Source organism: Pseudomonas fluorescens group sp. PF-69 (assembly GCF_054481235.1).
In genome coordinates, this window is sequence record NZ_JBTMNC010000001.1 from 1897365 (window position 1) to 1922517 (window position 25153).

The 25153-nt window shown below is 60.7% G+C and carries 25 protein-coding genes; 17 read left to right on the forward strand and 8 right to left on the reverse strand.

Annotated features, from left to right (window positions below; all coding sequences use genetic code 11):
* Nucleotides 1-70: 70 nt before the first annotated feature.
* Nucleotides 71-652 (reverse strand): DUF6436 domain-containing protein, encoded by a 582-nt coding sequence (locus ACX3YF_RS08660; protein WP_458944146.1) that lies wholly within the window; start codon nt 650-652, stop codon nt 71-73.
* A 96-nt stretch (nt 653-748) separates the two neighbouring features.
* On the opposite strand from ACX3YF_RS08660, the gene bipL reads away from it, so the two are divergent.
* A complete protein-coding gene (bipL, locus tag ACX3YF_RS08665; RefSeq protein WP_130205778.1) occupies nt 749-1699 on the forward strand; it encodes a phospholipase BipL in 951 nt (316 codons plus the stop codon).
* A 118-nt stretch (nt 1700-1817) separates the two neighbouring features.
* Here bipL and ACX3YF_RS08670 read toward each other — a convergent pair whose 3' ends face one another.
* Nucleotides 1818-2570, reverse strand: a complete 753-nt coding sequence (locus ACX3YF_RS08670; RefSeq protein ID WP_130205780.1) for a DUF2059 domain-containing protein — start codon at nt 2568-2570, stop codon at nt 1818-1820.
* 108 nt (nt 2571-2678) lie between these two features.
* Here ACX3YF_RS08670 and ACX3YF_RS08675 point away from each other — a divergent pair, with 108 nt between their 5' ends.
* Together ACX3YF_RS08675 and ACX3YF_RS08680 are read left to right on the forward strand one after the other, a co-directional pair.
* Nucleotides 2679-3311, forward strand: a complete 633-nt coding sequence (locus ACX3YF_RS08675; RefSeq protein WP_198132408.1) for a 2OG-Fe(II) oxygenase — start codon at nt 2679-2681, stop codon at nt 3309-3311.
* 2 nt (nt 3312-3313) lie between these two features.
* Nucleotides 3314-3799, forward strand: coding sequence for a 2-thiouracil desulfurase family protein (locus tag ACX3YF_RS08680; protein WP_130205782.1), 486 nt, complete (start codon nt 3314-3316; stop codon nt 3797-3799).
* Between the two features lie 126 nt (nt 3800-3925).
* Here ACX3YF_RS08680 and ACX3YF_RS08685 read toward each other — a convergent pair whose 3' ends face one another.
* Nucleotides 3926-4510: a transporter substrate-binding domain-containing protein gene (locus ACX3YF_RS08685; protein WP_130205784.1), complete on the reverse strand. Its 585-nt coding sequence runs from the start codon at nt 4508-4510 to the stop codon at nt 3926-3928.
* Between the two features lie 135 nt (nt 4511-4645).
* Here ACX3YF_RS08685 and ACX3YF_RS08690 point away from each other — a divergent pair, with 135 nt between their 5' ends.
* On the forward strand, nt 4646-5071 hold the full coding sequence (locus ACX3YF_RS08690) for a DUF4399 domain-containing protein (RefSeq protein ID WP_130205786.1): 426 nt from the start codon (nt 4646-4648) through the stop codon (nt 5069-5071).
* Between the two features lie 58 nt (nt 5072-5129).
* On the opposite strand, the gene serA is transcribed toward ACX3YF_RS08690, so the two are convergent.
* Nucleotides 5130-6359, reverse strand: coding sequence for a phosphoglycerate dehydrogenase (gene serA / locus ACX3YF_RS08695; protein WP_130205788.1), 1230 nt, complete (start codon nt 6357-6359; stop codon nt 5130-5132).
* A gap of 206 nt (nt 6360-6565) precedes the next feature.
* Between serA and ACX3YF_RS08700 the strand changes: the two genes are divergently transcribed.
* The 4 genes from ACX3YF_RS08700 (at nt 6566) to ACX3YF_RS08715 (ending at nt 10779) form a co-directional block, all read left to right on the forward strand.
* Nucleotides 6566-7960, forward strand: coding sequence for an FAD-binding oxidoreductase (locus ACX3YF_RS08700; RefSeq protein ID WP_103402854.1), 1395 nt, complete (start codon nt 6566-6568; stop codon nt 7958-7960).
* 37 nt (nt 7961-7997) lie between these two features.
* Entirely contained in the window at nt 7998-8663 is a 666-nt protein-coding gene (locus ACX3YF_RS08705; protein WP_288100030.1) for a fumarylacetoacetate hydrolase family protein, read from the forward strand.
* A 168-nt stretch (nt 8664-8831) separates the two neighbouring features.
* Nucleotides 8832-9758 carry an SdiA-regulated domain-containing protein gene (locus tag ACX3YF_RS08710; RefSeq protein ID WP_130205791.1) on the forward strand — a complete coding sequence of 309 codons (927 nt, stop codon included), beginning with the start codon at nt 8832-8834 and terminating at the stop codon, nt 9756-9758.
* A gap of 103 nt (nt 9759-9861) precedes the next feature.
* The gene (locus ACX3YF_RS08715; protein ID WP_458973637.1) at nt 9862-10779 is read left to right on the forward strand and encodes an SdiA-regulated domain-containing protein; all 918 of its coding nucleotides are present in this window, start codon (nt 9862-9864) and stop codon (nt 10777-10779) included.
* A 123-nt stretch (nt 10780-10902) separates the two neighbouring features.
* On the opposite strand, the gene rpiA is transcribed toward ACX3YF_RS08715, so the two are convergent.
* Entirely contained in the window at nt 10903-11577 is a 675-nt protein-coding gene (gene rpiA, locus ACX3YF_RS08720; protein ID WP_090466508.1) for a ribose-5-phosphate isomerase RpiA, read from the reverse strand.
* A gap of 316 nt (nt 11578-11893) precedes the next feature.
* Here rpiA and ilvA point away from each other — a divergent pair, with 316 nt between their 5' ends.
* The gene (gene ilvA, locus ACX3YF_RS08725; RefSeq protein ID WP_448647594.1) at nt 11894-13408 is read left to right on the forward strand and encodes a threonine ammonia-lyase, biosynthetic; all 1515 of its coding nucleotides are present in this window, start codon (nt 11894-11896) and stop codon (nt 13406-13408) included.
* 39 nt (nt 13409-13447) lie between these two features.
* The gene (locus ACX3YF_RS08730; RefSeq protein ID WP_198132401.1) at nt 13448-13873 is read left to right on the forward strand and encodes a DUF2269 domain-containing protein; all 426 of its coding nucleotides are present in this window, start codon (nt 13448-13450) and stop codon (nt 13871-13873) included.
* A 108-nt stretch (nt 13874-13981) separates the two neighbouring features.
* Here the strand turns inward: ACX3YF_RS08730 and ACX3YF_RS08735 are convergent, their stop codons facing one another.
* Nucleotides 13982-14638 carry a histidinol-phosphatase gene (locus ACX3YF_RS08735; RefSeq protein WP_196585339.1) on the reverse strand — a complete coding sequence of 219 codons (657 nt, stop codon included), beginning with the start codon at nt 14636-14638 and terminating at the stop codon, nt 13982-13984.
* A 143-nt stretch (nt 14639-14781) separates the two neighbouring features.
* Here ACX3YF_RS08735 and ACX3YF_RS08740 point away from each other — a divergent pair, with 143 nt between their 5' ends.
* Together ACX3YF_RS08740 and ptsP are read left to right on the forward strand one after the other, a co-directional pair.
* The gene (locus ACX3YF_RS08740) at nt 14782-15261 is read left to right on the forward strand and encodes an RNA pyrophosphohydrolase (protein WP_007897732.1); all 480 of its coding nucleotides are present in this window, start codon (nt 14782-14784) and stop codon (nt 15259-15261) included.
* A gap of 22 nt (nt 15262-15283) precedes the next feature.
* A complete protein-coding gene (gene ptsP, locus ACX3YF_RS08745; RefSeq protein ID WP_130205803.1) occupies nt 15284-17563 on the forward strand; it encodes a phosphoenolpyruvate--protein phosphotransferase in 2280 nt (759 codons plus the stop codon).
* A gap of 115 nt (nt 17564-17678) precedes the next feature.
* On the opposite strand, the gene ACX3YF_RS08750 is transcribed toward ptsP, so the two are convergent.
* Nucleotides 17679-18425 carry an NRDE family protein gene (locus tag ACX3YF_RS08750; protein WP_130205805.1) on the reverse strand — a complete coding sequence of 249 codons (747 nt, stop codon included), beginning with the start codon at nt 18423-18425 and terminating at the stop codon, nt 17679-17681.
* 132 nt (nt 18426-18557) lie between these two features.
* Between ACX3YF_RS08750 and ACX3YF_RS08755 the strand changes: the two genes are divergently transcribed.
* The 3 genes from ACX3YF_RS08755 (at nt 18558) to ACX3YF_RS08765 (ending at nt 21256) form a co-directional block, all read left to right on the forward strand.
* On the forward strand, nt 18558-19340 hold the full coding sequence (locus ACX3YF_RS08755) for a sulfite exporter TauE/SafE family protein (RefSeq protein ID WP_130205807.1): 783 nt from the start codon (nt 18558-18560) through the stop codon (nt 19338-19340).
* An 83-nt stretch (nt 19341-19423) separates the two neighbouring features.
* Complete coding sequence (lgt, locus tag ACX3YF_RS08760) at nt 19424-20236, forward strand: prolipoprotein diacylglyceryl transferase (RefSeq protein WP_103402844.1); 813 nt, start codon at nt 19424-19426, stop codon at nt 20234-20236.
* Between the two features lie 48 nt (nt 20237-20284).
* Nucleotides 20285-21256, forward strand: a complete 972-nt coding sequence (locus tag ACX3YF_RS08765) for a thymidylate synthase (RefSeq protein WP_458973638.1) — start codon at nt 20285-20287, stop codon at nt 21254-21256.
* Between the two features lie 148 nt (nt 21257-21404).
* Here ACX3YF_RS08765 and cadR read toward each other — a convergent pair whose 3' ends face one another.
* Nucleotides 21405-21854 carry a Cd(II)/Pb(II)-responsive transcriptional regulator gene (cadR, locus tag ACX3YF_RS08770; RefSeq protein WP_090466519.1) on the reverse strand — a complete coding sequence of 150 codons (450 nt, stop codon included), beginning with the start codon at nt 21852-21854 and terminating at the stop codon, nt 21405-21407.
* An 85-nt stretch (nt 21855-21939) separates the two neighbouring features.
* On the opposite strand from cadR, the gene ACX3YF_RS08775 reads away from it, so the two are divergent.
* Nucleotides 21940-24225 (forward strand): heavy metal translocating P-type ATPase, encoded by a 2286-nt coding sequence (locus ACX3YF_RS08775; RefSeq protein WP_458973639.1) that lies wholly within the window; start codon nt 21940-21942, stop codon nt 24223-24225.
* Between the two features lie 16 nt (nt 24226-24241).
* Entirely contained in the window at nt 24242-25105 is an 864-nt protein-coding gene (locus ACX3YF_RS08780; protein ID WP_130205813.1) for a LysR family transcriptional regulator, read from the forward strand.
* Nucleotides 25106-25153: the final 48 nt, after the last annotated feature.

Consider the following 25153-nt stretch of genomic DNA (forward strand, 5'->3'; position numbering starts at 1 on the left):
CCACTGTTTAACATGGCAGGCCGGTTTGGCCCATCGCCCGTAGGAGGGATTCGTATGGCCCTGTGTTTCCCTACTTTGCGGTATCGACGCGCCAGGGGCAGTAACAACCCACCGCGAGCGTGTGCGTGGCACTCACTTCACGACCTTCGTTCAGTGCTTGCAGAATCGGTTCGATAAAGCTGTTGCTCGAGTTGCAGGTCAGGCCCTCGCTGTAGGGGCCGAAATACGCCAGTTTGCCGCTGCGATCCCAGATCGCCACGGCCGGGCTGGCAGGGATTTGCTCGGCACCGGGCAAAACCTCGATGCTTTTCAGGCGGCTCAAGGTGCCGGGTAGCTGGCCATGGCTGCCGGGCTTTTGAACCGCAAAAAACTCCACCCCCTGCGGTACGTAGCGCTCGACCAGTTCGGTCAGGTGTTGTTGATTGCCGACGTTGCACGGACAGGACGGGTCCCAGAAATGCACCAGGCGGATGGCGCCAGGGCCGGCGAGGTCAGCGGGAAGGCGCAGCGGATCACCGGAGAACAAGGCGGTGTGATCGCTGAACGCACGCAGGTAACGCCCCTGAAACCAGTCGTAAGCAGCCCACAGCACCCCGGCACACACGAGCGCTAGCAGGCTGACAAACAGGGTGGCGCGGACGGGCGAGCGCATGGGTTCACTCCTTGAAAGTCGGCTAGCTTGCCATGCTTGCTGCGACAGATGAATATCGCAGATCCATAAAGTCCGTTTCACGCTCTGGAATAATTCATGCCGGCCACCTTCGACCCTGATCACCTGCGCGCCAGCCTGCGTCCATTGGCCGAGAGGCAGCCGCTGTCAGTAGAGGCACAGGCTTATCAGCGGTTTTACGGGCTGGACTTTTCTACGCGCAATGTACGCAGCGGACTGGGGCGTTTTCAGGTCGATGGCTATGAAATCGTCAGCCAGTTCTGGTGGCCCGAACGGGCGAAGGCGACGCTGTTTGTGTTTCATGGCTTTTATGACCACACCGGACTTTATCGGCACGTGATCGAGTGGGCGCTGGATCAGGGGTTTGCCGTGATTGCCTGCGATTTGCCGGGGCATGGGCTGTCCAGCGGCGAGCGGGCGAGCATCAGGGATTTCGCCGAGTACCAGGACACCCTGCAAGGGCTGTTCAACGAGGCGCAATCCCTGGAGCTGCCGCAACCGTGGCATTTGTGCGGGCAAAGCACCGGCGGCGCCATTGTGATCGATCATGTGCTGAATGCGGGGGCGAGCAGCCCGGCGCAGGGCCAGGTGATTCTGCTGGCACCGCTGGTGCGGCCGCGGGCGTGGGGTTGGTCGAAATTCAGCTATTACCTGCTCAAGCCTTTCGTCAAAGGCATTGCCCGACGTTTCAGCGAAAACTCCAACGACCCGGAATTTTTGCCCTTCCTGCAGGCCGATCCTTTGCAGCCACTGCGTCTGCCGACGGCTTGGGTAGGCGCGCTGGCACGCTGGATCAAACGCGTCGAAGCCGCACCGGCGAGCCCCCGGCGACCACTGATTGTGCAAGGCCAGGCGGACATGACCGTGGATTGGGAACATAACCTTGAGGTGTTGCGGGGCAAGTTTGATCGGCCGCAGGTGCTGATGCTGCCCGAGGCAAGGCATCATCTGGCGAATGAAATGCCGGCGTTGCGAGGGCAGTACTTCGGGTTCTTGACCAAGCGGATCAAGGGCCGGAATGGTCAGTGACCATGCGTGCCCCATCGCGGGCAAGCCCGATCCCACAGGATGTGTGGCCTTTCAAAATTGACCAACGACCTGTGGGAGCGAGCCTGCTCGCGATGGCGATTGATCGGGCTCCCAAAAATTACTGGGCCAGGTTCGACGTGCTTTGCCCCACCGCCAGCCCCGCCCGAATCGCCGCCAGTGCCGCCTGGTAATAAGCCTTGCCCTCTGCCGACTCGGCAAATGTGGCGAACTCTTCCAGTTCTTCATCCGACAGGTCGCGATAGACATACAGCAGAGTGTTGTTCAGGTCGCTGCCGATCTGCTCCATCAAGCGCTGGCGCTGTCCGTTCAACATGCCTTGCGCCTGGCCGGCGCCGAGCAGGCCGGGGATCATCGCGCTCAGGCTGTCGGCCGCGACACCGGCAATCGCCAGGCTGACTTCCGCGCCGGCCTCGCGAGCGGGCAGGGCCTGGGCCAGGTGACCGATGATCAACAGGCGGCTGTCGCTGGCCTGCATCTTCGGCAAGCCCTTGGCGTTTTTCGCCAGTTGATCGCGGCGGGTCGCCAGCAATTCGGCGGTGACGATCTTCTTGCCCAGGGGCGACTGGAAGAAGTCCAGTGCCGGTTTCGGATCGGCGAGGTGCTTGCGCAGCTGCGATTCGGCGCGCTGGTCCATGGCTTTGGGGTCAAAGCGCTGATTGCTGTTGTTGATCAGTGCCTGGAACACGGCGGGTGGCAGGCTGCTCTGGTAGCGCTGCTGGGCGGCTGAAAGGGCATCGTTGAAATGCGCGCGTTGTTCTGGCCAGCCGGCGACCTTGTACAACTGGTCATGGCCGTCTGCCCAAGCGGGCAACACGCAGAACATCAGCAGGGAGAAAAGCAAACGGCGCATAGGGACTCCTGTCAGCAGGCGACCATTCTCCGTGTGGCATACGGACTTGTCGAGAATTCGTATCAACCCGCTGCGTGGCTCTGTCGGATTTTCAGGCGCAGGAATACTATGCGCGCCATGCAAATACCTTCTGATCACCCGTTGCTGTTACGAATCGTCGATGACCTGGCCGCCAATGGCTGGTCGCAGCAGAATATTTTCCTGCCTCTGGATCTGACCCGAGCACTGGCGGCCGAGTGCCGTAAACGTGCTGCCGAGGGTGAACTGGCCCCGGCTGCGGTAGGGCGCGGGCCCACCTCGGAGATTCGCGAGGGCATTCGCGGCGATCATATCCAGTGGATCGAGCCCGGCCAGGCCGAGGCTTGCGACAGCTATCTGGGATTGATGGACAGCCTGCGCGAGGCCCTGAACCGCGATCTGTTCCTGGGCCTGGAAGATTTCGAAAGCCATTTCGCGATGTACCCGCCCGGGGCGTTCTACCTCCAGCACGTCGACCGGTTTCGCGATGACGACCGGCGCATGGTCTCGGCGGTGGTCTACCTCAACGACGCCTGGCTGCCCGAACACGGTGGTCAGTTGCGCATGTACCTGGATGAAGGTGCGGCATACGATGTGATACCGACTGGCGGCTGCCTGGTGGTCTTCCTGTCGGGCGAAGTTCCCCATGAAGTGTTGCCTGCGACCCGCGAGCGCCTGTCGCTGACCGGGTGGTTCCGGCGTCGCGGCAACGAGCCGTTCTGATCATGCAGAAAATTCTGGTAAGCCGCTGTCTGCTGGGGCATCGCGTACGTTACGACGGCGGGGCCAGCGGGCCGTTCGATCCGCTTCAGGCATGGCTCGACGAAGGCCGCGTCGTGCCGTTGTGCCCGGAGGTCGCCGGAGGATTGCCGACACCACGGGCCGCTGCCGAAATTCCCGGTGGGCAGGGTGGCGAGGTGCTGGATGGCCAGGCGTCGGTGCTGACGACCGAGGGTGAGGACGTCAGCGCGCAGTTCCTGAGTGGTGCCCGTCAGGCACTGGAACTGGTGCAGCAGCACGGCATCCGCATTGCCATCCTCAAGGCCAACAGCCCGTCCTGCGGCAATCTGCTGACCTATGACGGCACGTTCAGTGGGGTGAAGGTCAGTGGCGAAGGCGTGACGGCTGCACTGCTCAAGCGCCACGGCGTGCAAGTCTTCAGCGAGCTGGAGCTGGCTGAAGCGGCGGCAGCCCTGGAAAACCTGAGCTGACCCCGAACTCAAGGAGCTGGCTTGTCGGGTCGCCACATCGCAGCGATGGCCGTTAACGATAACGCGTGTGAGCTGGGTAAGCGCGGCGCACTTGAGTCCTTCGCGCGCAAGCTCGCTCCTGCAGAGTCATTGTTTCAGCGTTGCATCCGCATCTGCCCCAAACCACTTCTCCTCCAGCGCCTGAAGCCGGCCATCGGCCTTGATCCGCTGCAATGCGTTTTCCAGGCTGGCATGAAATGCCGGATTGCCCTTCTGAAACGGAATCGCCAGGTTCACGGGTGAACCGGTTTTCGGCTTCTCTTCCGTCAGTGATTGCACCAGCAGCATTGAGCGTGGCTCATCCTTCTGCGCGATCAATTGTGCATCGGCGCGACCGTAAGGTTCGCTGAAGTCGAAACGTTCCTTGAGCGCCGGGGTCTCTGTTATGTGATTGATGGCGATGTCGTACTTGCCGCTTTCGACACCGGTCAGCAAATCGCTGCCGTCGGTGACGACGAAGTCAGCCCGAACATCCAGTTCGTCGGCGAGCAGTTGACCCAATTCAACTTCGAAGCCCTCAAGCTTGTCGTCTTTCTTGAAACTGAAAAGGGGTGTATTAGCCTCAAGGGCTATGCGCAGTTCGCCGCGGTCGTTTACGTCATCAATCAGTTCGGCATGAGCCAAAGGGCTCAGAAGGGGTAGCAGGCAGATCAGGCCAGGCAGAAAGCGCATGGTCACTCCTTTGAATTTTTTATCGCGACCCTCTGATTCAGGCTCGCTTTGCTATGGTTGTCGAGTGCCTTCGACAACGATTGACCATGAAGTTGTGATGGTCACGCGGATTTTACGGAAAAACTGGAGAAGAGAATGAAAACCTTTATGTCACGTGCTGCTTTGGCTGGCCTGCTGATGGGCGTTTCTGTGCTGGCCAGTGCTGCGACTCCGGCGCCTGCGGGTGCTGAAGTGTCCATCGTTTCTCCTAAAGACGGTGCGACGGTCCCACAGACTGTCGTCGTCAAGTTTGCTGTCGAGAATATCGCGCTGGCGCCGGCAGGCGATCCCACCAAGAACACGGGCCACCATCACCTGCTGATCGATGTGGACAAACTGCCGGCGGCGGGCGCGCCGATTCCGAACGATGCCAACCACCTGCACTTCGGCAAGGCGCAGACCCAGGCTGAAGTAACCCTGACACCGGGCAAGCACACCCTTCAACTGGAGTTGGGCGACAGCGGCCACATGCCGTTCGATCCGCCGATCGTTTCGAAGAAGATCACCGTAAACGTCAAATAACGCTGTTGCGCGCATGAAAAAGGGAGCCTTGAAGGCTCCCTTCTTTATCAGCTCACGATCAGAACAGCACGCGGCTACGGATGGTGCCGTTGACGTGTTGCAGCTTCTCTTGCGCCAGCTCCGAGTACTCGGCGTCTACGTCGATAACCACGTAGCCGACTTTCTCGTTGGTCTGCAGGAACTGACCGGAAATGTTGATGCCGTTTTCGGCGAAGACCTTGTTGATCTCGCTCATCACACCCGGAATGTTCTCGTGGATGTGCAACAGGCGATGCTTGCCAGGGTGAGCCGGCAGGGCCACTTCCGGGAAGTTCACGGACGATACCGAGGTACCGTTGTCGCTGTACTTGACCAGTTTTTCTGCCACTTCCAGACCGATGTTGGCTTGCGCCTCGGCGGTGGAACCACCGATGTGCGGGGTCAGGATCACGTTGTCCAGGCCACGCAGCGGGCTTTCGAACTCTTCATCGTTGGAGCGTGGCTCCACCGGGAATACGTCGATGGCAGCGCCGATCAGGTGCTTGTCCTTGATGGCAGCGGCCAGGTGGTCCAGTTCGACCACGGTGCCGCGCGCGGCGTTGATCAGGATGCCGCCCTTCTTGATGGCGCGGATTTCCTTCTCGCCGATCATCCACTGGGTCGCAGCGGTTTCCGGCACGTGCAGGGTCACGATGTCGGACATGCCCAGCAGCTCGTTCAGGCTGCCGACCTGGGTGGCGTTACCCAATGGCAGTTTGGTCACGGTGTCGTAGAAGTACACCTGCATGCCCAGGCCTTCAGCCAGGACCGACAGTTGAGTACCGATCGAGCCGTAGCCGACGATGCCCAGCTTCTTGCCACGGATTTCGAAGGAGTTGGCCGCGCTCTTGATCCAGCCGCCACGGTGGCAGGAAGCGTTCTTCTCAGGGATGCCGCGCAGCAACAGGATCGCCTCGGCGAGCACCAGCTCGGCAACGGAGCGCGTGTTGGAGTACGGTGCGTTGAACACAGCGATACCGCGCTCGCGGGCCGCGTCCAGGTCGACCTGGTTGGTGCCGATGCAGAAACACCCTACAGCCACGAGCTTTTTCGCGTGATCGAAGACTTCTTCGGTCAGTTGAGTGCGCGAACGAATGCCGATGAAGTGAGCATCAGCGATCTTTTCCTTGAGCTGGGCTTCCGGCAGAGAACCTGTGAGGTACTCGATGCTGGTGTAGCCCGCCGCCTTGAGGACGTCGACAGCCGATTGGTGGACGCCTTCGAGAAGAAGGAACTTGATCTTGCTCTTATCGAGAGAAGTCTTGCTCATCTGCGTAAACCTGTATCCCGGAGAAAAATGGCAGGGAAGGGAGCAGCCCGGAGCTGACCCGGACGGCAGGAAAGCCGTCGCCGCAGAACAGCCGTTGGGCACTATGCTGCGGGGTCGGTATGCTAGCATATGCGCCCCGCTAAACACTCATTCCTGCGACGTGAAGCGTTCTCAGGATGACCATGAATTGTTCGAGAGTTCTGTCGATGACCAATCCTGCCCTGATTGATGAGCTGAAGACCCTGGTTGAGCCCGGCAAGGTGCTGACCGATGCCGACTCCCTGAATGCTTACGGTAAGGATTGGACCAAGCATTTTGCCCCGGCCCCGACCGCCATCGTGTTCCCGAAGACCACCGAACAGGTCCAGGCCATTGTCCTGTGGGCCAATAAACACAAGGTGGCACTGGTGCCATCGGGCGGTCGTACCGGGCTTTCCGCCGCCGCCGTGGCGGCTAATGGCGAAGTGGTCGTGTCATTCGACTACATGAACCAGATTCTCGATGTGAACCTCACCGACCGCACCGCCGTTTGTCAGCCGGGCGTGGTGACCGAGCATCTACAGAACGTGGCCGAAGAAAACGGCCTGTACTACCCGGTGGACTTCGCTTCGGCAGGTTCGAGCCAGATTGGCGGCAATATCGGCACCAATGCCGGCGGGATCAAGGTGATTCGCTACGGCATGACCCGTAACTGGGTGGCCGGCATGAAAGTGGTCACCGGCAAGGGCGACGTGCTGGAACTCAACCGCGACCTGATCAAGAACGCCACCGGCTACGACATGCGTCAGCTGTTCATCGGCGCCGAGGGCACCCTCGGATTTGTGGTCGAAGCGACCATGCGCCTGGATCGGGCACCTAAAAATCTCACCGCGATGGTCCTCGGCACCGCCGATTTCGACTCGATCATGCCGGTGCTGCACGCGTTCCAGAGCAAACTCGACCTGACCGCCTTCGAATTCTTCTCCGATAAAGCCCTGGCCAAAGTCATGGCCCGTGGCGACGTGCCGGCGCCATTCGAATCCGATTGCCCGTTCTACGCGCTGCTCGAATTTGAAGCGACGACCGAAGAAGTGGCCAATCACGCGCTGGAAACCTTCGAGCACTGCGTCGAGCAGGGCTGGGTGCTGGACGGCGTGATGAGCCAGAGCGAAACCCAGCTGCAGAACTTGTGGAAGCTGCGCGAATACATCTCCGAAACCATTTCCCACTGGACGCCATACAAAAACGACATTTCGGTCACTGTGTCGAAAGTCCCGGCGTTCCTGAAGGAAATTGACGCGATCGTCGGCGAACACTACCCGGATTTCGAAATCGTCTGGTTCGGTCACATCGGTGACGGCAACCTGCACCTGAACATCCTCAAGCCGGATAACCTGAGCAAGGACGAGTTCTTCGCCAAGTGCGCGACCGTCAACAAGTGGGTATTCGAAACCGTCGAGAAGTACAACGGTTCGATCTCCGCCGAACACGGTGTTGGCATGACCAAGCGTGATTACTTGACCTACAGCCGTTCCCCGGTTGAGATCGAGTACATGAAAGCCGTCAAAGCGGTGTTCGACCCGAACGGCATCATGAACCCGGGCAAGATTTTCGCTGTTTGATTTTCGAATTCAAGCGCTACGAACCAGGAGTCGGTCCATGAGCTATCAGCACCAGTATGTCGACGGTACGCGTATTCATTTCCCGCTGGGGAAAGTGGTGTGCATCGGCCGTAACTACGCGGAACACGCCAAGGAACTGGATAACCCGGTCCCGACCGAGCCATTGCTGTTCATCAAGCCGGGCAGTTGCGTGGTGCCTCTGGAGGGTGGCTTCAGCATTCCGACCGATCGCGGTTCGGTGCATTACGAAGCGGAAATCGCGGTGTTGATCGGCAAGCCATTGTCGACCAAGCCAAGCCGTGAAGAAGTGCTCGACGCCATCTCCGGTTTCGCCCCGGCCCTGGACCTGACCCTGCGCGACAAGCAGGCCGAGCTGAAATCCAAGGGCCTGCCCTGGGAAATCGCCAAGTCCTTCGACGGCGCGGCGGTGATTGCGCCTTTCGTCTCCGGCAGCACCTTCGCCGACCTCACCGACATCGGCATTCGCCTGACCATCAACGGCAAAGTTCGCCAGGATGGCAACAGCAGCGCGATGCTCAACCCGATCGTGCCGATGATCCAGCACATGGCTGGCTGCTTCTCATTGCAGGCCGGTGATGTGATCCTCACTGGCACGCCAGTGGGCGTGGGGCCGTTGAATGTCGGTGATGAGATTGTCCTGGAGCTGCCGGGCGCCAGCCGCTTCACCAGCAGCGTTCGTTAGTCGAGACACCGCTGAACCTTGTGGGAGCAAGCTTGCTCGCTCCCACAAGGCGTTCCCGCCATTTCCCGTTTTTTTCACATTCTGTCTGGATAATTCCAGGGTTTCGGCATTTGAGCCGATCCCAACTGTGCTATTACCCATAGCCTGAATTTCTGGATGCATTCCCTGATGGCTACCCAACCGCTGCCCACGTCGAAACCTGCCCGTCGTTCGCGCTTCGTCATGCGTTGGTATTCCTGGCTTTTGCTGGTCGTCGCCGTCGCCTATGGCCTCGCATATGCCATGCATTGGGGCAATCGTGGCGTGCTGTGGGTGCGCGAGCAGTTCAGGAGCCCGGCCGAGCGCCAGGCGAGCGTCTGGCTGCCGGATTATCGCGCGGTGATCGACGCCAAGCCCCTGTCGGGTATGGAAAAGGACGAAGCGTCGGACCTGGCCTACGATCCGCAGACCAAAACCCTGTTTTCGGTCATGGGCAAAAAACCGTTTCTGGTCGAGTTGACGTTGCAGGGCGATGTGCTGCGCAAAATGCCGCTGGTGGGCTGGAGTAATCCGGAAGGCGTCACGGTGCTGGGTAACGGCTTGTTGGCCATTGTCGATGAGCGCGCGCACTTGATTACCATCGTCAAGGTCGATGCCGATACCCGCGAGCTGAACATCGCCAATTTCCCGAAATACGACCTCGGCCCGTCGAAAGACCAGAACAAGGCGTTCGAAGGGGTCACTTGGGACTCGCGCAATCAGCAATTGATGCTGGGCGAAGAGCGCCCGCCAGCATTGTTTGCCTGGAAAGGCGACGGCAAGGTGCTCACCGGAGACAAGGTCAAGCTTGTCAGTCATGCACTGGACATGCGCAATCTCTCGGCCCTGACCATCGATCCGCGGACCGGGCACATGCTGGTGCTGTCCGCCGATTCCCATCTGTTGCTGGAGCTGGATAAAAAGGGCGAGCAGGTCAGCTTCATTGCCCTGCTGGGTGGTTTCAATGGCCTGAAAAACACCATTCCCCGCGCTGAAGGCGTGACCATGGACGACGCCGGCGCGCTGTACATGGTGAGTGAGCCCAACCTGTTCTACCGCTTCGAGAAACAACGCTGACCAGCGGCTGTTCCTGCATTGTTTTTCAGCGCTCATGACCTTTAAGCTTGAATTCAGACAGGCGTGATATTTCATCCGTCTGTTTTGATTCCGAGCTGCCTGAATGCGTCGACTTGCCCGCCCCAAACCATTGATATTGATTCTCTCGGTGATTGTGCTGATCGTGTTGTCTGCGATTGGCCAGTACCTGCGCCTGTTCGAGCGCGCCTGGTTCAACCTGAACACGCTTTGGCAGCCGATGAATGCGCAATCCATTGGCCTGGACCGCTATCAGGTGGTGCTGGAGGGACAAGTCATCGAAGGCCTGGATGACGATGTTTCGGCGTTGACCTTCGACCCGGTACGCAAAAGCCTGTTCACCGTGACCAATAAAAACGCGGAGCTGATCGAGCTGTCCCTGGACGGCAACATTTTGCGTCGCGTGGCATTGATCGGCTTTGGCGATCCGGAGGCCGTTGAGTTCATCAGCGCCGACACCTACGTGATCACAGATGAGCGCCAGCAGCGCCTGATCAAGATTCATCTGGAGCAGGGCACCACTTTCCTCGATGCGGCGGACGCCGAACAGATGACGCTTGGCGTGCACATGAGCGGCAACAAGGGGTTTGAAGGACTGGCATACGACTCGGTGGGCAAGCGTCTGTTTGTCGCCAAGGAGCGCGACCCGATGTTGATCTACGAAGTGCACGGGTTTCCGCATTTCAACCCGGAAAAATCCTACGCGGTGCATGTCATCAACAATCCCAGGCGTGATGCCGGGATGTTCGTGCGGGACCTGTCGAGCCTGCAATATGACGAGCGCAGTGGTCACCTGTTGGCGCTGTCCGACGAGTCGAGGCTGATTCTTGAGCTGGATGTGGACGGTCGACCGCTGAGCACCCTGTCGCTGAACAAGGGCCGGCAGGGGTTGCAAAAGACCGTTCCGCAAGCGGAGGGGATCGCCATGGACGACGACGGCACGATGTACCTGGTGAGCGAGCCGAACTTGTTCTACGTCTTCAAGAAGCCGCCGCAGCCTTGACCAGCACTGCAAAACCAATGTGGGAGCGAGCTTGCTCGCGATTTCGGTCCATCATTCAACATCTGAGTCGACTGATCAGGCCTGATCGCGAGCAGGCTCGCTCCCACAGTTTTTGTGTCTGGCTTACTCGGCGCGCAGGGTCTTCACGCCTTCACGGGTCCCCAGCAACAGCAAATCCGCAGGGCGCGCAGCGAACAGGCCATTGGTGACCACGCCGACAATCGCGTTGATCTGCTTTTCCAGTTCCACCGGGTTGGTGATCTGCATGTTGTAGACATCGAGAATGATATTGCCGTTGTCGGTCAGCACGCCTTCACGATAGACCGGGTCGCCGCCGAGCTTCACCAGTTCGCGGGCCACGTGGCTGCGGGCCATCGGGATCACTTCCACCGGCAGCGGGAAGGCGCCCAGAACCGGCACCAGCTTGCTGGCGTCGGCGATGCAGATGAAGGTCTTGGCCACGGCCGCGACGATCTTCTCGCGGGTCAAGGCTGCGCCACCGCCCTTGATCAGGTGCAGGTGTTCGTCGCTTTCATCGGCGCCGTCGACGTAGAACTCCAGGTCGCTGACGGTATTGAGCTCGTACACCGGAATGCCATGACCCTTGAGGCGGGCGGCCGTGGCTTCGGAGCTGGCAACCGCGCCGTCGAATGCGCCCTTGTGCTGGGCCAGGGCGTCGATGAAGCAGTTCGCGGTGGAGCCGGTGCCGACCCCGACGATGCTCTTGTCATCGAGTTTCGGGAGGATGAAGTCGACGGCGGCCTGAGCCACTGCCTGTTTGAGTTGATCCTGGGTCATGCGGGCTCCGAGGTGCCGAAGAGGGGAAACGAAAGGCCAGCATTATAGGCCCTGGGAGCGGGGCAGGTCATTGCCCGATTGGCGGGTCAGATGCACACCCAATTACTGTAGGAGCGAGCTTGCTCGCGATGGTCGTGAACGATAACGCGTAAAACCTGATGCCTCGCGGTGCCTTTGGTTTTTTCGCGAGCAAGCTCGCTCTTACAGGGAGTGATCTCTTTCGGGTGACTTAAAACCACCGGTTTAGTGTGGTCGTCTGCCCAAAAGCCGGGTTAGACTCCGTGGTCCTGCCCAACCCGCTCAGTGATGCTTTCCGATGCTTGAACAGTACGTCAAAAAGATCCTCACCTCGCGCGTTTATGACGTTGCCGTAGAAACCCCATTGCAGACTGCCCGTCAGCTCTCCGAGCGGCTGGGCAACAGTATTTTGCTCAAGCGCGAAGACTTGCAGCCGGTGTTCTCATTCAAGATTCGTGGCGCTTACAACAAGCTGACCCAATTGAGCGACGAAGAGCGCGCCCGTGGCGTGGTCACCGCTTCGGCGGGCAACCATGCGCAAGGCCTGGCCCTGGCGGCCAAGGTGTTGGGCGTGAAAGCGACCATCGTGATGCCCAAGACCACGCCCGAGATCAAGGTCGAAGGCGTGCGCTCCCGTGGCGGCAAAGTGGTGCTGCACGGCGATTCGTTCCCGGAAGCCCTGGCCTATTCGCTGAAACTGGTCGATGAAAAAGGCTACGTCTACATCCACCCTTATGACGATCCCCACACCATTGCCGGGCAGGGCACGGTGGCCATGGAGATTCTGCGCCAGCATCCAGGGCGCCTGGACGCGATTTTCGTCCCGGTGGGCGGTGGCGGGCTGATCGCCGGTATCGCGGCTTACGTGAAATACCTGCGTCCCGAAATCAAGATCATCGGCGTCGAGCCAGACGACTCCAACTGCCTGCAGGCCGCCATGGCGGCCGGTGAGCGCGTTGTGCTGCCGACCGTGGGCATCTTCGCCGACGGCGTCGCGGTGGCCCAGATCGGTCAGTACACCTTTGATATCTGCAAAGACCACGTCGATGAAGTGATTACCGTCAGCACCGACGAAATCTGCGCCGCGATCAAGGATATCTACGACGATACCCGCTCGATCACCGAACCTGCCGGCGCCTTGGGCGTGGCGGGGATCAAGAAGTACGTCGAGCAGCACGGCGTCACCGGGCACACCTTCGTGGCCATCGATTCCGGCGCCAACGTCAACTTCGACCGTTTGCGCCACGTGGCCGAGCGTGCCGAGCTGGGTGAAGGTCGCGAAGCCATCATCGCCGTGACCATTCCCGAGAAGCCGGGCAGCTTCAAGGCATTCTGCCAAGCCATCGGCAAGCGCCAGATCACCGAATTCAACTATCGCTACAACACCGGCAGCGAGGCGCACATCTTCGTTGGCGTGCAGACGCACCCCGAAACCGACCCGCGCAGTGCGCTGATTGCCAGCCTCAGCGAGCAAGGCTTCCCGGTGATCGACCTGACCGACAACGAACTGGCCAAGTTGCACATTCGCCACATGGTCGGCGGCCGCGCGGCCCAGGTGGTCGATGAAGTGATCCTGCGCTTCGAATTCCCTGAGCGTCCGGGGGCATTGTTCAACTTCCTCAACAAGCTCGGCGGGCGCTGGAACATTTCGATGTTCCACTACCGCAACCATGGTGCGGCGGATGGCCGTGTGGTTGCCGGCCTGCAGGTGCCGCACGATGAGCGTCACCTGGTACCCGCAGCGCTTGAGGAAATTGGCTATCCGTATTGGGACGAAAGCGACAACCCGGCCTATAAGCTGTTTCTCGGCTGAACGGCTACGCTGATGGGCAAGCCATAAGGAAATCGAGCCATGGAAACGTTGACTGCCCTGAAAACGGCGCACATGGTGGCGACAGTCGTGTTGCTGCTGGGCGCATTGGGCTTGGGGATCTGGGTCTGGCGGGCCCGGCGCAACGGTGATGCGACGGCGGCAAGTCGCACCCTGCAAAGGCCGCGGGTGTTTGTCTGGCTGTTGATGGGGCTGGCGCTACTGAGCATGCCGTTTACCGGCTGGTGGATGGTCCACCTGGTGGGCTGGCCGCTGGGGCAGACCTGGCTGCTGGCATCGAGCGTGCTCTACACTGTGGCGGCGCTGGCGTGGTTCTGGCTGCTGGTGCGCTTGAACCGGTTGCGCAAGACGCCGGGCGGTGTCGGCAAGTTCAGCTTTGCCTTGGCGTTGTTCAGCTTTGTCTGTTTTATCGCCATTGCCGGCTTGATGGGCGCCAAGCCAGTGTAGGAGCGAGCCTGCTCGCGAAAAACCCAAGATCACCGCGGGGCATCAGGTGCCCCGCGTTTTCGTTAACGACCATCGCGAGCAGGCTCGCTCCTACAGTAGGGTCATCAGTCAGTCGCGCAGACTGATGACCGGCCAGCCACGCTTTTGGGCTTCAGCATGGAGGTTGGGGTCCGGATCGACGGCCACCGGATTCGCCACCTGCTCCAGTAACGCCAGGTCATTCATCGAGTCGCTATAGAAGTAGCTGTCTTCCAGCGAATGCCCAGTCTCGTCCAGCCAACGATTCAATCGCGTCACCTTGCCTTCACGGAAGCACGGCACGTCGGTGCTGCGCCCGGTGTAACGGCCGTCGACCATCTCGCATTCGGTGGCGATCAGGGTTTCGACGCCCAGGCGTGCGGCAATCGGCCCGGTCACGAAGCGATTGGTGGCGGTGATGATCACCAGTTTGTCGCCGGCTTCGCGGTGCCTGTCCAGCAGTTCAATCGCCTTGGGCAACATGATCGGCTCGATGCAATCGCGCATGTAGTCGTTGTGCCATTGATCCAGCGTGGCCATTTCGGTGCGGCCGAGGACCTCGAGACAGAAATTCAGGTAGGCGTCGTTATCCAGCTTGCCTGCCAGGTAGTCCTGGTAGAACTCATCGTTGCGCCTCTTGTAGGCCACGGCGTCGAGGAAGCCGCGCTCACAAAGGTAATCGCCCCACGCGTGGTCGCTGTCGCCGCCCAGAAGGGTGTTGTCCAAGTCGAATAAAGCCAGCCGCATTGCAGTTACTCGCTGAAAAGTCTGTAGAAAGGCGTCCAGAATACGGACTTTTCACAAGAGTGCACATAAGGTAGGCCGGCGCGTTGCTGCCTTCACGACCTTTGTGGAACAATGCGACGACATGCGTTTGCGAGGTTGTTGCCGTGATCGACCCCGATGGTTTCCGTCCTAATGTCGGGATCATTCTCACGAATGATGCCGGACAGGTGCTATGGGCTCGCCGTATCAATCAAGATGCCTGGCAGTTTCCCCAAGGTGGAATCAACCCCCAGGAGACGCCGGAAGACGCCTTGTACCGCGAGTTGAACGAAGAAGTGGGCCTGGAGCGCGAAGATGTTGAAATTCTCGCCTGCACCCGGGGCTGGTTGCGCTATCGTTTGCCGCAACGTCTGGTCAGGACCCACAGCCAACCGCTGTGCATCGGCCAGAAGCAGAAATGGTTTCTCCTGCGCCTGATCTCCAACGAGCAGCGGGTGCGGATGGATTTGACCGGTAAACCGGAGTTCGATGGCTGGCGCTGGGTCAGCTATTGGTATCCGTTGGGCCAGGTTGTGACATTCAAGCGCGAGGTGTATCGACGCGCCCTCAAAGAGCTTGCCCCGCGCCTTTTAGCGCGCGACTGACGACGGAGTTCGACCCCGAGCCATGCTCAATACGCTGCGCAAGATCGTCCAGGAAGTTAACTCCGCCAAGGATCTCAAGGCGGCGTTGGGGATTATTGTGTTGCGCGTCAAAGAGGCCATGGGCAGCCAGGTCTGCTCGGTCTACCTGCTTGATCCCGAGACCAACCGTTTCGTGCTGATGGCCACCGAGGGCTTGAACAAGCGCTCGATCGGCAAGGTCAGCATGGCGCCCAATGAAGGTCTGGTCGGTCTGGTCGGCACGCGTGAAGAACCCCTGAACCTCGAAAATGCCGCGGATCACCCGCGCTACCGCTACTTCGCCGAAACCGGCGAAGAGCGCTACGCCTCGTTCCTCGGGGCGCCGATCATCCATCACCGTCGCGTCGTCGGCGTGTTGGTCATTCAGCAAAAAGAACGCCGCCAGTTCGATGAGGGTGAAGAAGCCTTCCTCGTGACCATGAGCGCGCAGCTCGCCGGTGTTATCGCCCACGCCGAGGCCACCGGTTCGATCCGTGGCCTGGGCCGTCAGGGCAAAGGCATTCAGGAAGCCAAGTTCGTCGGCGTACCGGGTTCGCCGGGCGCGGCGGTCGGTACGGCAGTGGTCATGCTGCCTCCGGCCGATCTGGACGTGGTGCCCGACAAGACCATCATCGACATCGACGCCGAGCTGGGGCTGTTCAAGACCGCCATCGAGGGTGTGCGCGCCGACATGCGCGCATTGTCCGCCAAGCTCGCCACCCAGTTGCGCCCCGAAGAGCGCGCCCTGTTCGACGTCTACCTGATGATGCTCGACGACGCGGCGCTCGGCAGTGAAGTGACCACCGTGATCAAGACCGGTCAGTGGGCCCAGGGCGCGTTGCGTCAGGTGGTCACCGATCACGTCAACCGTTTCGAATTGATGGACGACGCCTACCTGCGTGAGCGCGCCTCGGACGTCAAGGACCTGGGCCGGCGCTTGCTCGCTTACCTGCAGCAAGAGCGTCAGCAAACCCTGGTCTACCCCGACAACACCATTCTGGTCAGCGAAGAACTGACGCCGGCCATGCTCGGCGAGGTGCCGGAAGGCAAGCTGGCAGGTCTGGTCTCGGTACTCGGTTCGGGTAACTCCCACGTGGCGATCCTGGCGCGCGCCATGGGTATCCCGACGGTGATGGGCCTGGTCGACCTGCCGTATTCCAAGGTCGACGGCATCCAGATGATCGTCGACGGCTACCACGGCGAGGTCTACACCAACCCGAGTGACGTGCTGCGCAAGCAGTTCGCCGATGTGGTCGAGGAAGAGAAACAACTGGCACTGGGCCTCGATGCGCTGCGCGATCTACCGTGCGTGACCGTCGATGGCCACCGCATGCCGCTGTGGGTCAACACCGGCCTGCTGGCGGATGTGGCGCGAGCGCAGAAGCGCGGGGCCGAAGGCGTTGGCCTGTACCGCACCGAAGTGCCGTTCATGATCAACCAGCGCTTCCCCAGCGAAAAGGAACAACTGGCGATCTACCGCGAGCAGCTCGCCGCGTTCCACCCGCAACCGGTGACCATGCGCAGTCTGGACATCGGCGGCGACAAGGCGCTGTCGTATTTCCCGATCAAGGAAGACAACCCGTTCCTCGGCTGGCGCGGCATTCGCGTGACGCTCGACCACCCGGAAATCTTCCTGGTCCAGACCCGCGCCATGCTCAAGGCCAGCGAAGGCTTGAACAACCTGCGAATCCTGCTGCCGATGATCTCCGGCACCCATGAACTCGAAGAAGCCCTGCACCTGATTCACCGGGCCTGGGGTGAAGTGCGCGACGAAGGCACCGACGTGCCGATGCCGCCCATTGGCGTGATGATCGAGATACCGGCGGCGGTGTACCAGACCAGGGAACTGGCGCGGCAGGTGGACTTCCTGTCGGTCGGCTCCAACGACCTGACCCAGTACCTGCTGGCCGTGGACCGTAACAACCCACGGGTAGCCGATCTCTACGACTACCTGCACCCGGCGGTACTGCAAGCACTGCAAAACGTGGTGCGCGACGCCCATGCCGAAGGCAAGCCGGTGAGCATTTGCGGTGAGATGGCCGGTGATCCGGCGGCGGCGGTGCTGTTGATGGCCATGGGTTTCGACAGCCTGTCGATGAACGCCACCAACTTGCCGAAAGTGAAGTGGATGCTGCGCCAGATCAACCTCAGCAAGGCCAAGGAATTGCTGGCCGAGCTGATGACCATCGACAACCCGCAAGTGATCCACAGCTCGCTGCAACTGGCGCTGAAGAACCTCGGGTTGTCGCGGATGATCAATCCGGCTTCGGTCAAAACCCTCTGAAACACTGACCGCCCCATCGCGAGACAAGCTCGCTCCCACACTGGATTTGCGAACGACGCAAACCCCTTGTGGGAGCGAGCTTGCTCGTGATGGGGCCTGTCCATGCACTACAAAATCAAAGCCTGATCTCTATCTCCCCCAAATGCCCGCCATAGGGCCCGAAACTCCTTTCGACCAAATGCCGCGAACCGTCCGCGTGCACGATCAGCGCCGTACTCGCCCGGGTGCCGTAACTCTGGCTGGCAATGAACACGCTCGACAGCAGCGTCTCGGTCGCCAGTCCCACCCCCGTATCCGGCAACTCGGCGAACGGCGCGGTCTGCGGATCGCTCAGCAAGGCCAATAGCACCTCGGGTCGTGGATCATCCAAGGCTGCGCTCAACGCAGCCTTGGCCCTGAGCAGCTTCGGCCACGGTGTATCCAGACTGGCATTCGACACCCCGTAGATTCCCGGTTGCAGCATGACGGCTTCCGACTCCCGGGCATTGAAATGCCACAGCTCGTGCAGGTTGCCCACCAGCAGGTTAAAGCCACCATATTCCGGCGAACGTGCGACAACATCGGCTAAATACTCATCAATGGGTATTTCTCCGTCAAGAAAGCGTGCCACCAGTTCGCCGCGGGATCTGCGTCCGGGCGGTCGATGCGGATCGCGAATATTGGTCAGCGCGGCAAAGCGACCGTTGGCGCCGATGCCGAGCCAGGTTCCACCCGCCTCCAGGTCGCGTCCGGCGTGGACCTGCGGTGTTTCGGACCATTGCGCCAGCGGCAGGCTGGGGCGGGCGTAGAATTCGTCGCGGTTGGCCGCCACGATCAGTGGTTGGGCATGGTCCGGGCGCCAGGCGAAAACAATCAGGCACATAAGGTTGTCCTTGTGTGTTTTTTGCTCACTCTACGCAGTCATCGTGCGGGTATCCATCGCCATCCAGTGGAGCCGGGGGCCATGCATCCGTTACCATGCCGCTCCGGTTTTGGGGTTGGATGGTGAAGCACCATGGAATTTCTGCTCTATCTGGCGCTCGGCGCCTGTGCCGGCGTGCTGGCCGGGCTGTTTGGCGTCGGCGGCGGGATCATTATCGTCCCGGTGCTGGTCTTTAGTTTCAAGGCGCAAGGGTTCGATCCGTCGATCCTCACGCACCTGGCAGTCGGCACGTCCCTGGCGACCATCATTTTTACTTCGGTCAACGCCATTCGCGAGCATCACCGGCGCGGCGCCGTGCGTTGGCCGATTTTCGTCTGGCTGACCGTTGGCATCCTGATCGGCGCCGGTTTCGGCGCCGTGACGGCCGAAGCGATCTCCGGGCCAAACCTGCAAAAGATCATTGGTGTGTTCGCCCTGGTCATCGCCGCGCAGCTGGCGCTGGATTTCAAACCCAAGGCCAGTCGAACGGTGCCGGGTAAATTCGGTCTGACCGTGGCCGGCAGTGTCATTGGCTGGGCGTCGGCAATTTTCGGGATTGGCGGTGGCTCGCTGACCGTGCCGTTCCTGACCTGGCGCAGTGTGCCGATGCCGCAAGCGGTGGCCACGTCATCGGCCTGCGGCTTGCCGATTGCGTTGTCCAGTGCATTATTTTTCATGATTCTGGGCTGGCACGATCCATTGCTGCCGGCCCATAGTCTCGGTTTTGTGTATTTGCCGGCGTTGCTGGGCATTGCCCTGACCAGCATGTTCTTCGCCCGCATCGGCGCGCGATTGGCTCACAAGCTGTCGCCGAAGTTGCTGAAAAGACTGTTTGCCGCTTTGCTGTTCTGCGTCGGCCTGAACTTCTTGCTCTGACGCACCGCGCAATCCTGGCTTAATCCTGAGGTGGCAGCGTCGCCCGGGAATTTTTGAGATTTGAACTCTAACGAGGAGTCGCAATGCTGCCTTACCCGCAGATCGACCCGGTGGCCCTGGCCATCGGTCCGCTGAAAATCCACTGGTACGGTCTGATGTACCTGATCGGCATCGGCGGCGCCTGGCTGCTGGCGTCGCGCCGGATGAACCGCTTCGATCCGACCTGGACCAAGGAAAAACTCTCCGACATGGTGTTCTGGATGTCGATGGGGGTGATCGTCGGTGGCCGCCTCGGCTACGTGCTGTTCTACGATCTGAGTGCGTACCTGGCCAACCCGACGCTGATTTTCGAGGTGTGGAAGGGCGGCATGTCGTTCCATGGCGGCTTCATCGGTGTGATGCTGGCGGCCTTGTGGTTCGGTAAAAAGAACAACAAGTCGTTCTTCCAGCTGATGGACTTCGTCGCGCCCATGGTGCCGATCGGCCTGGGTGCCGGGCGCATTGGCAACTTCATTAATGCCGAGCTGTGGGGCAAGCCGACCGACGTGCCGTGGGCAATGATCTTCCCGCCGTTCAGCGACCCGGCGCAGTTGCCGCGTCACCCATCGCAGCTGTATCAGTTCGCGCTCGAAGGCGTGGCGCTGTTCCTGATCCTGTGGCTGTTCTCGCGCAAGCCGCGGCCAACCATGGCGGTTTCCGGGATGTTCGCGCTGTTCTATGGCATCTTCCGTTTCATCGTCGAATTCGTCCGCGTGCCGGACGCACAACTGGGCTATCTGGCCTGGAACTGGCTGACCATGGGCCAGGTGCTGTGCGTGCCGATGATCGTTGGCGGGCTGTTCCTGATCTGGCTGGCGTATCACCGCGCCCCGGCAGCTCCAGCGGCAGCCGTATAAATTCGAACCCCGCAGCGACGGCTGCGGGTTCAAGGACACAGGTAACTCATGAAGCAATATCTCGAACTGGTCGCCCACGTCATCAAGAACGGCACCAAACAGGCCAACCGCACGGGCGTGAACACCATCAGCTTCCCTGGGGCGATGCTGCGTTATGACCTCAAGGAAGGCTTCCCGGCGATCACCACGCGCAAGATGGCCTTCAAATCCGCCATCGGCGAGATGTGTGGCTTTCTGCGGGGCGTGAACAACGCGGCAGAATTCCGCGCCCTGGGCTGCAAGGTCTGGGACCAGAACGCCAACGAAAACGCCCAATGGCTGGCCAACCCGTTCCGCCAGGGTGAAGACGACCTCGGCGAGATCTACGGCGTGCAATGGCGCAAATGGCCGGCGTACAAGCAGATCCCGGTCAGCAACCAGGCCGCCATCGAGCAGACCCTGAAGCAAGGCTACCGCCAGATCGCCGAAGGCGAAGAAGACGGCCAGGCCTACGTGGTGCTGTACAAGGCCATCGACCAGGTTCGCCAATGCGTCGATACCATCATCAAGGACCCGGGCAGCCGCCGCATCCTGTTCCACGGCTGGAACGTCGCCCAGCTCGATGAAATGGCCCTGCCGCCGTGCCATTTGCTGTACCAGTTCCACCCGAATGTAGAGACCAAGGAGATTTCCTTGACCCTCTACATCCGCTCCAACGACCTGGGCCTGGGCACGCCGTTCAACCTCACCGAAGGCGCCGCGCTGCTGAGCCTGATCGGTCGCCTGACCGGCTACACGCCGCGCTGGTTCACCTATTTCATCGGTGACGCTCACGTCTACGAAAACCACCTGGACATGCTCAACGAGCAGCTCAAGCGCGAGCCGTTCCCGATGCCGAAACTGGTGATCAGTGATCGTGTGCCGGAGTTTGCCAAGACGGGTGTGTACCAGCCGGAATGGCTGGAGTTGGTCGAGCCGGGCGATTTCTCGCTGGAAGGCTACGAGCACCATCCGCCGATGACGGCGCCGATGGCGGTCTGAAGCCGTACGCTGTACCCCTGTAGGAGCGAGCCTGCTCCGGGCGGCGTTCCGACGATGAACTCAATGACGACGCATTCTTTCAGGCAATACGCGTTATCGTTCACGTCCATCGCGAGCAGGCTCGCTCCTACAAGGGTAAGCGGTGTGTTCAGTGGCCGTGACTACGGCCCACATGTGAATGCTCAACCTCCGTCGCCACCACCCCGCCACTCACTTCCAGCCGCTGCAAAATCCCGCACTGATCGATATCCGGCCCTTCGCCACAGCGTTGGCGCAGGTCGAGCAGTTGTGCCTGTAGCGCGAGCAGCCCGTCGATCCGCGCCTTGACGTGGTGGATGTGTTCGTCGATCAACGCATTCACGCTTTCGCACTGATCCTGCGGACTGTCGCGCAAAGCCAGCAGGCTGCGGATTTCTTCGAGGGTCATGTCGAGGGTGCGGCAATTGCGGATGAACGTCAGGCGCTCGGCGTGGGCCTGGGTGTAGACGCGGTAGTTGCCGTCGCTGCGGGCCGGCTCCGGCAGCAGGTTTTCGCGCTCGTAATAGCGGATGGTTTCCACGGCGCAGTCGGTGAGTTTCGCCAACTCTCCAATCTTCATGACGGCAATCTCCAAATGGGTGCTTGACCCTATAGTGGCTACAGGGTCTTTACTTGGCAACAGGCACCTTCATGGACGCGACCCAATGAGCGATTCCCTTCACACCCACAAACCCGAGACTGATCACGATCACGATCACGATCACGATCACGATCACAGCCACAAGCTGCAGCCTGTACAGAAGCATGAACATGGCGGTCACGGCGATTCCTGCTGTTCCGCCAAAGTGGCGGCGCCGTCGCTGGTCAAATTGAGCGAAACGCCGACCGCTGGCGCGCGGCTGAGCAGTTTCCGCATCGAGGCCATGGACTGCCCGACCGAGCAAACGCTGATCCAGAACAGGCTCGGCAAGCTCGCGGGTGTGCAGCAGCTGGAATTCAATCTGATCAACCGGGTGTTGGGCGTGACCCACGACCTGCCGAACACCGCACCGATCATCGATGCCATCAAGTCCCTCGGCATGCAGGCCGAGCCGCTGGAGCAGGGCGTTGAAGCGCCAGCCCCGGCCGTCGAGAAAAAGCCCTGGTGGCCCTTGGCGCTGTCCGGCGTGGGCGCATTGCTGGCCGAAGTCATTCATTTCACCAGTGCCGCGCCGAACTGGGTGGTAGCGATCATTGCGCTGGTGTCGATCCTCAGCGGCGGGCTGGGTACTTACAAAAAGGGCTGGATCGCCCTGAAGAACCTCAACCTGAACATCAACGCGTTGATGAGTATCGCGGTGACCGGCGCGATCCTCATCGGGCAGTGGCCGGAAGCGGCCATGGTGATGTTCCTGTTCACCGTGGCCGAGTTGATCGAAGCCAAGTCCCTCGACCGCGCGCGTAACGCCATCGGTGGTTTGATGCAGATGGCCCCGGAGCGGGCCACGGTGCAGCAGGCAGACGGCACATGGATCGAACAGGACGTCAAAACCATCGAACTCGGTGCACGGGTGCGCGTACGCCCCGGTGAGCGCATCGGCCTGGACGGCGAGGTGCTGTCCGGCACGTCGACCATCGATCAGGCGCCGATCACTGGCGAAAGCCTGCCGGTGGAGAAAACCGTCGGCGATAAAGTGTTCGCTGGCACCATCAACCAGGCCGGCTCCCTGGAGTACGCCGTGACGGCCGCCGCGAATCATTCGACCCTGGCGCGGATCATCCACGCCGTCGAACAGGCCCAGGGCGCGCGGGCGCCGACCCAACGATTCGTTGACCAGTTCTCGAAAATCTACACACCGGCCGTGTTCATCCTGGCCCTGGCGGTGGCCGTCATCCCGCCGTTGTTCATGGGCGCATTATGGTTCGACTGGATCTACCGCGCACTGGTATTGCTGGTGGTGGCCTGCCCATGCGCGCTGGTGATTTCGACGCCCGTGACCATCGTCAGTGGCCTCGCCGCCGCAGCGCGCAAAGGCATTCTGGTGAAGGGCGGCGTTTATCTGGAGGGTGGTCACAAGCTCGATTACCTGGCCCTGGACAAGACCGGCACCATCACCCATGGCAAACCGGTACAGACCGATTACCTGTCACTCGATCCCGTTGCCGCAACAGTGGCCCCGGCCCTTGCCGCGGCGCTGGCCGGTCGCTCGGATCACCCGGTGTCTCTGGCCATCGCCAATGCGGCTGTGGATAAACAGCTCGCGCCGCTGACTGTGGATAACTTCGAGGCCCTGGCCGGGCGCGGGGTGCGCGGGGAGGTGGGCGGACAGGTCTATTACCTGGGTAACCACCGCCTGGTGGAAGAGCTGAACCTCTGCTCGCCTGAATTGGAAGAGAAACTGTTCGCGCTGGAAAAACAGGGCAAATCCGTGGTGCTGTTACTCGATCAGACCGGCCCATTGGCGCTGTTTGCCGTGGCCGACACGGTGAAGGACTCCAGCCGTGAAGCGATCCAGCAACTGCATGACCTGGGCATCAAAACCCTGATGCTCACTGGCGACAACGTGCACACCGCTCAGGCCATTGCGGCTCAAGTCGGTATCGACGAGGCCAAAGGCGATCTGTTGCCGACCGACAAACTGCAAGCCATCGAAGCGCTTTATGCCAAGGGCCATCGCGTCGCAATGGTCGGCGACGGCATCAACGATGCGCCGGCACTGGCCAGGGCGGAAATCGGTTTCGCCATGGCCGCCGCTGGTACCGATACTGCCATCGAGACCGCCGATGTCGCCCTGATGGACGACGATCTGCGCAAAATCCCGGCATTCATTCGCCTGTCGCGACAAACGTCGAGCATCCTCAAACAGAACATCGCGTTGGCATTGGTCATCAAAGCGGTCTTTCTTGGGGTAACCTTCGCCGGGCTCGCTACCATGTGGATGGCGGTGTTCGCCGACATGGGCGTGAGCCTGTTGGTGGTGTTCAACGGTTTGCGCCTGTTGCGCAAGTAGAAGAAGAGGGACAGGTGTGCTGAGTGCCGAGCTTAAGGCTTTTTACATGGTGGCCCGCCTGGGCAGCATTACCCTGGCGGCGAAAAAGCTCGGCCTGAGCCAACCGACGGTGACGACGCAGATTCGCAACCTCGAGAGTCAGTACTCGGTAGAACTGTTCTACCGTGGCGGCCGCCGCCTCAGCGTCAGCGACGAGGGCGCGCGGCTGTTGCCGATGGTCAAGGCGCTGATGCAGCAGGAAGCCGACATCGAGTTTTTCCTGCGCAACAGCGGCCAGGTTCAAGGCGCGCTGCGCATCGCGGCCACGGCGCCGTATTACATCCTCGATCTGGTGAAGACCTTTCGCGAGCGTCTGCCGCAAGTGGAGGTGTCGGTGGAAATCGGCAACTCGCAACAAGTGCTCGAAGCGCTAGAGGAGTATCGGGTCGATGTCGCGGCCTCCTCGCAACTGCTGGAGGATGCGCGGTTGATTCGCCGGGTGCTTGGCAGCGATCCGCTGGTGCTGGCGGTGCATCGCAATCATCCGCTGGCGGTGCACGATCATGTGCCGCTCAGGGCACTGGCGGGGCACACTTTGCTGATGCGAGAACCGGGCTCGACCACCCGTCGACTGACCGAAGAGCTGCTGGCGGGTGCAGGCGTGTGTTTCGGGCCTTTGTTGGAGATTGGCAGTCGCGAGTCGATCCGTGAGGCGGTGCTGCGCAACATCGGCATCAGCATCATTGCCCGCCAGGAAGTCCCCCATGATCCGCAACTGCGGGTGCTGACCATCGAGAACGCACCGCAGATCCCCGAGTATTTGTACTGCCTTAAAGAGCGGAAAAACGCACGGCTGCCAGCGGCGTTTCTGGGGCTGGCGCAGGAAATGGCGCCGGCCTGAGAGTTGTGTTGCCTGTGCTGGCCTCTTCGCTGGCAAGCCAGCTCCCAC

Coding starts and splice junctions, on each gene's coding strand:
- ACX3YF_RS08660 (WP_458944146.1), bottom strand. CDS start 652: ATGCGCTCGCCCGTCCGCGCCACCCTGTTTGTCAGCCTGCTAGCGCTC.
- bipL (WP_130205778.1), top strand. CDS start 749: ATGCCGGCCACCTTCGACCCTGATCACCTGCGCGCCAGCCTGCGTCCA.
- ACX3YF_RS08670 (WP_130205780.1), bottom strand. CDS start 2,570: ATGCGCCGTTTGCTTTTCTCCCTGCTGATGTTCTGCGTGTTGCCCGCT.
- ACX3YF_RS08675 (WP_198132408.1), top strand. CDS start 2,679: ATGCGCGCCATGCAAATACCTTCTGATCACCCGTTGCTGTTACGAATC.
- ACX3YF_RS08680 (WP_130205782.1), top strand. CDS start 3,314: ATGCAGAAAATTCTGGTAAGCCGCTGTCTGCTGGGGCATCGCGTACGT.
- ACX3YF_RS08685 (WP_130205784.1), bottom strand. CDS start 4,510: ATGCGCTTTCTGCCTGGCCTGATCTGCCTGCTACCCCTTCTGAGCCCT.
- ACX3YF_RS08690 (WP_130205786.1), top strand. CDS start 4,646: ATGAAAACCTTTATGTCACGTGCTGCTTTGGCTGGCCTGCTGATGGGC.
- serA (WP_130205788.1), bottom strand. CDS start 6,359: ATGAGCAAGACTTCTCTCGATAAGAGCAAGATCAAGTTCCTTCTTCTC.
- ACX3YF_RS08700 (WP_103402854.1), top strand. CDS start 6,566: ATGACCAATCCTGCCCTGATTGATGAGCTGAAGACCCTGGTTGAGCCC.
- ACX3YF_RS08705 (WP_288100030.1), top strand. CDS start 7,998: ATGAGCTATCAGCACCAGTATGTCGACGGTACGCGTATTCATTTCCCG.
- ACX3YF_RS08710 (WP_130205791.1), top strand. CDS start 8,832: ATGGCTACCCAACCGCTGCCCACGTCGAAACCTGCCCGTCGTTCGCGC.
- ACX3YF_RS08715 (WP_458973637.1), top strand. CDS start 9,862: ATGCGTCGACTTGCCCGCCCCAAACCATTGATATTGATTCTCTCGGTG.
- rpiA (WP_090466508.1), bottom strand. CDS start 11,577: ATGACCCAGGATCAACTCAAACAGGCAGTGGCTCAGGCCGCCGTCGAC.
- ilvA (WP_448647594.1), top strand. CDS start 11,894: ATGCTTGAACAGTACGTCAAAAAGATCCTCACCTCGCGCGTTTATGAC.
- ACX3YF_RS08730 (WP_198132401.1), top strand. CDS start 13,448: ATGGAAACGTTGACTGCCCTGAAAACGGCGCACATGGTGGCGACAGTC.
- ACX3YF_RS08735 (WP_196585339.1), bottom strand. CDS start 14,638: ATGCGGCTGGCTTTATTCGACTTGGACAACACCCTTCTGGGCGGCGAC.
- ptsP (WP_130205803.1), top strand. CDS start 15,284: ATGCTCAATACGCTGCGCAAGATCGTCCAGGAAGTTAACTCCGCCAAG.
- ACX3YF_RS08750 (WP_130205805.1), bottom strand. CDS start 18,425: ATGTGCCTGATTGTTTTCGCCTGGCGCCCGGACCATGCCCAACCACTG.
- ACX3YF_RS08755 (WP_130205807.1), top strand. CDS start 18,558: ATGGAATTTCTGCTCTATCTGGCGCTCGGCGCCTGTGCCGGCGTGCTG.
- lgt (WP_103402844.1), top strand. CDS start 19,424: ATGCTGCCTTACCCGCAGATCGACCCGGTGGCCCTGGCCATCGGTCCG.
- ACX3YF_RS08765 (WP_458973638.1), top strand. CDS start 20,285: ATGAAGCAATATCTCGAACTGGTCGCCCACGTCATCAAGAACGGCACC.
- cadR (WP_090466519.1), bottom strand. CDS start 21,854: ATGAAGATTGGAGAGTTGGCGAAACTCACCGACTGCGCCGTGGAAACC.
- ACX3YF_RS08775 (WP_458973639.1), top strand. CDS start 21,940: ATGAGCGATTCCCTTCACACCCACAAACCCGAGACTGATCACGATCAC.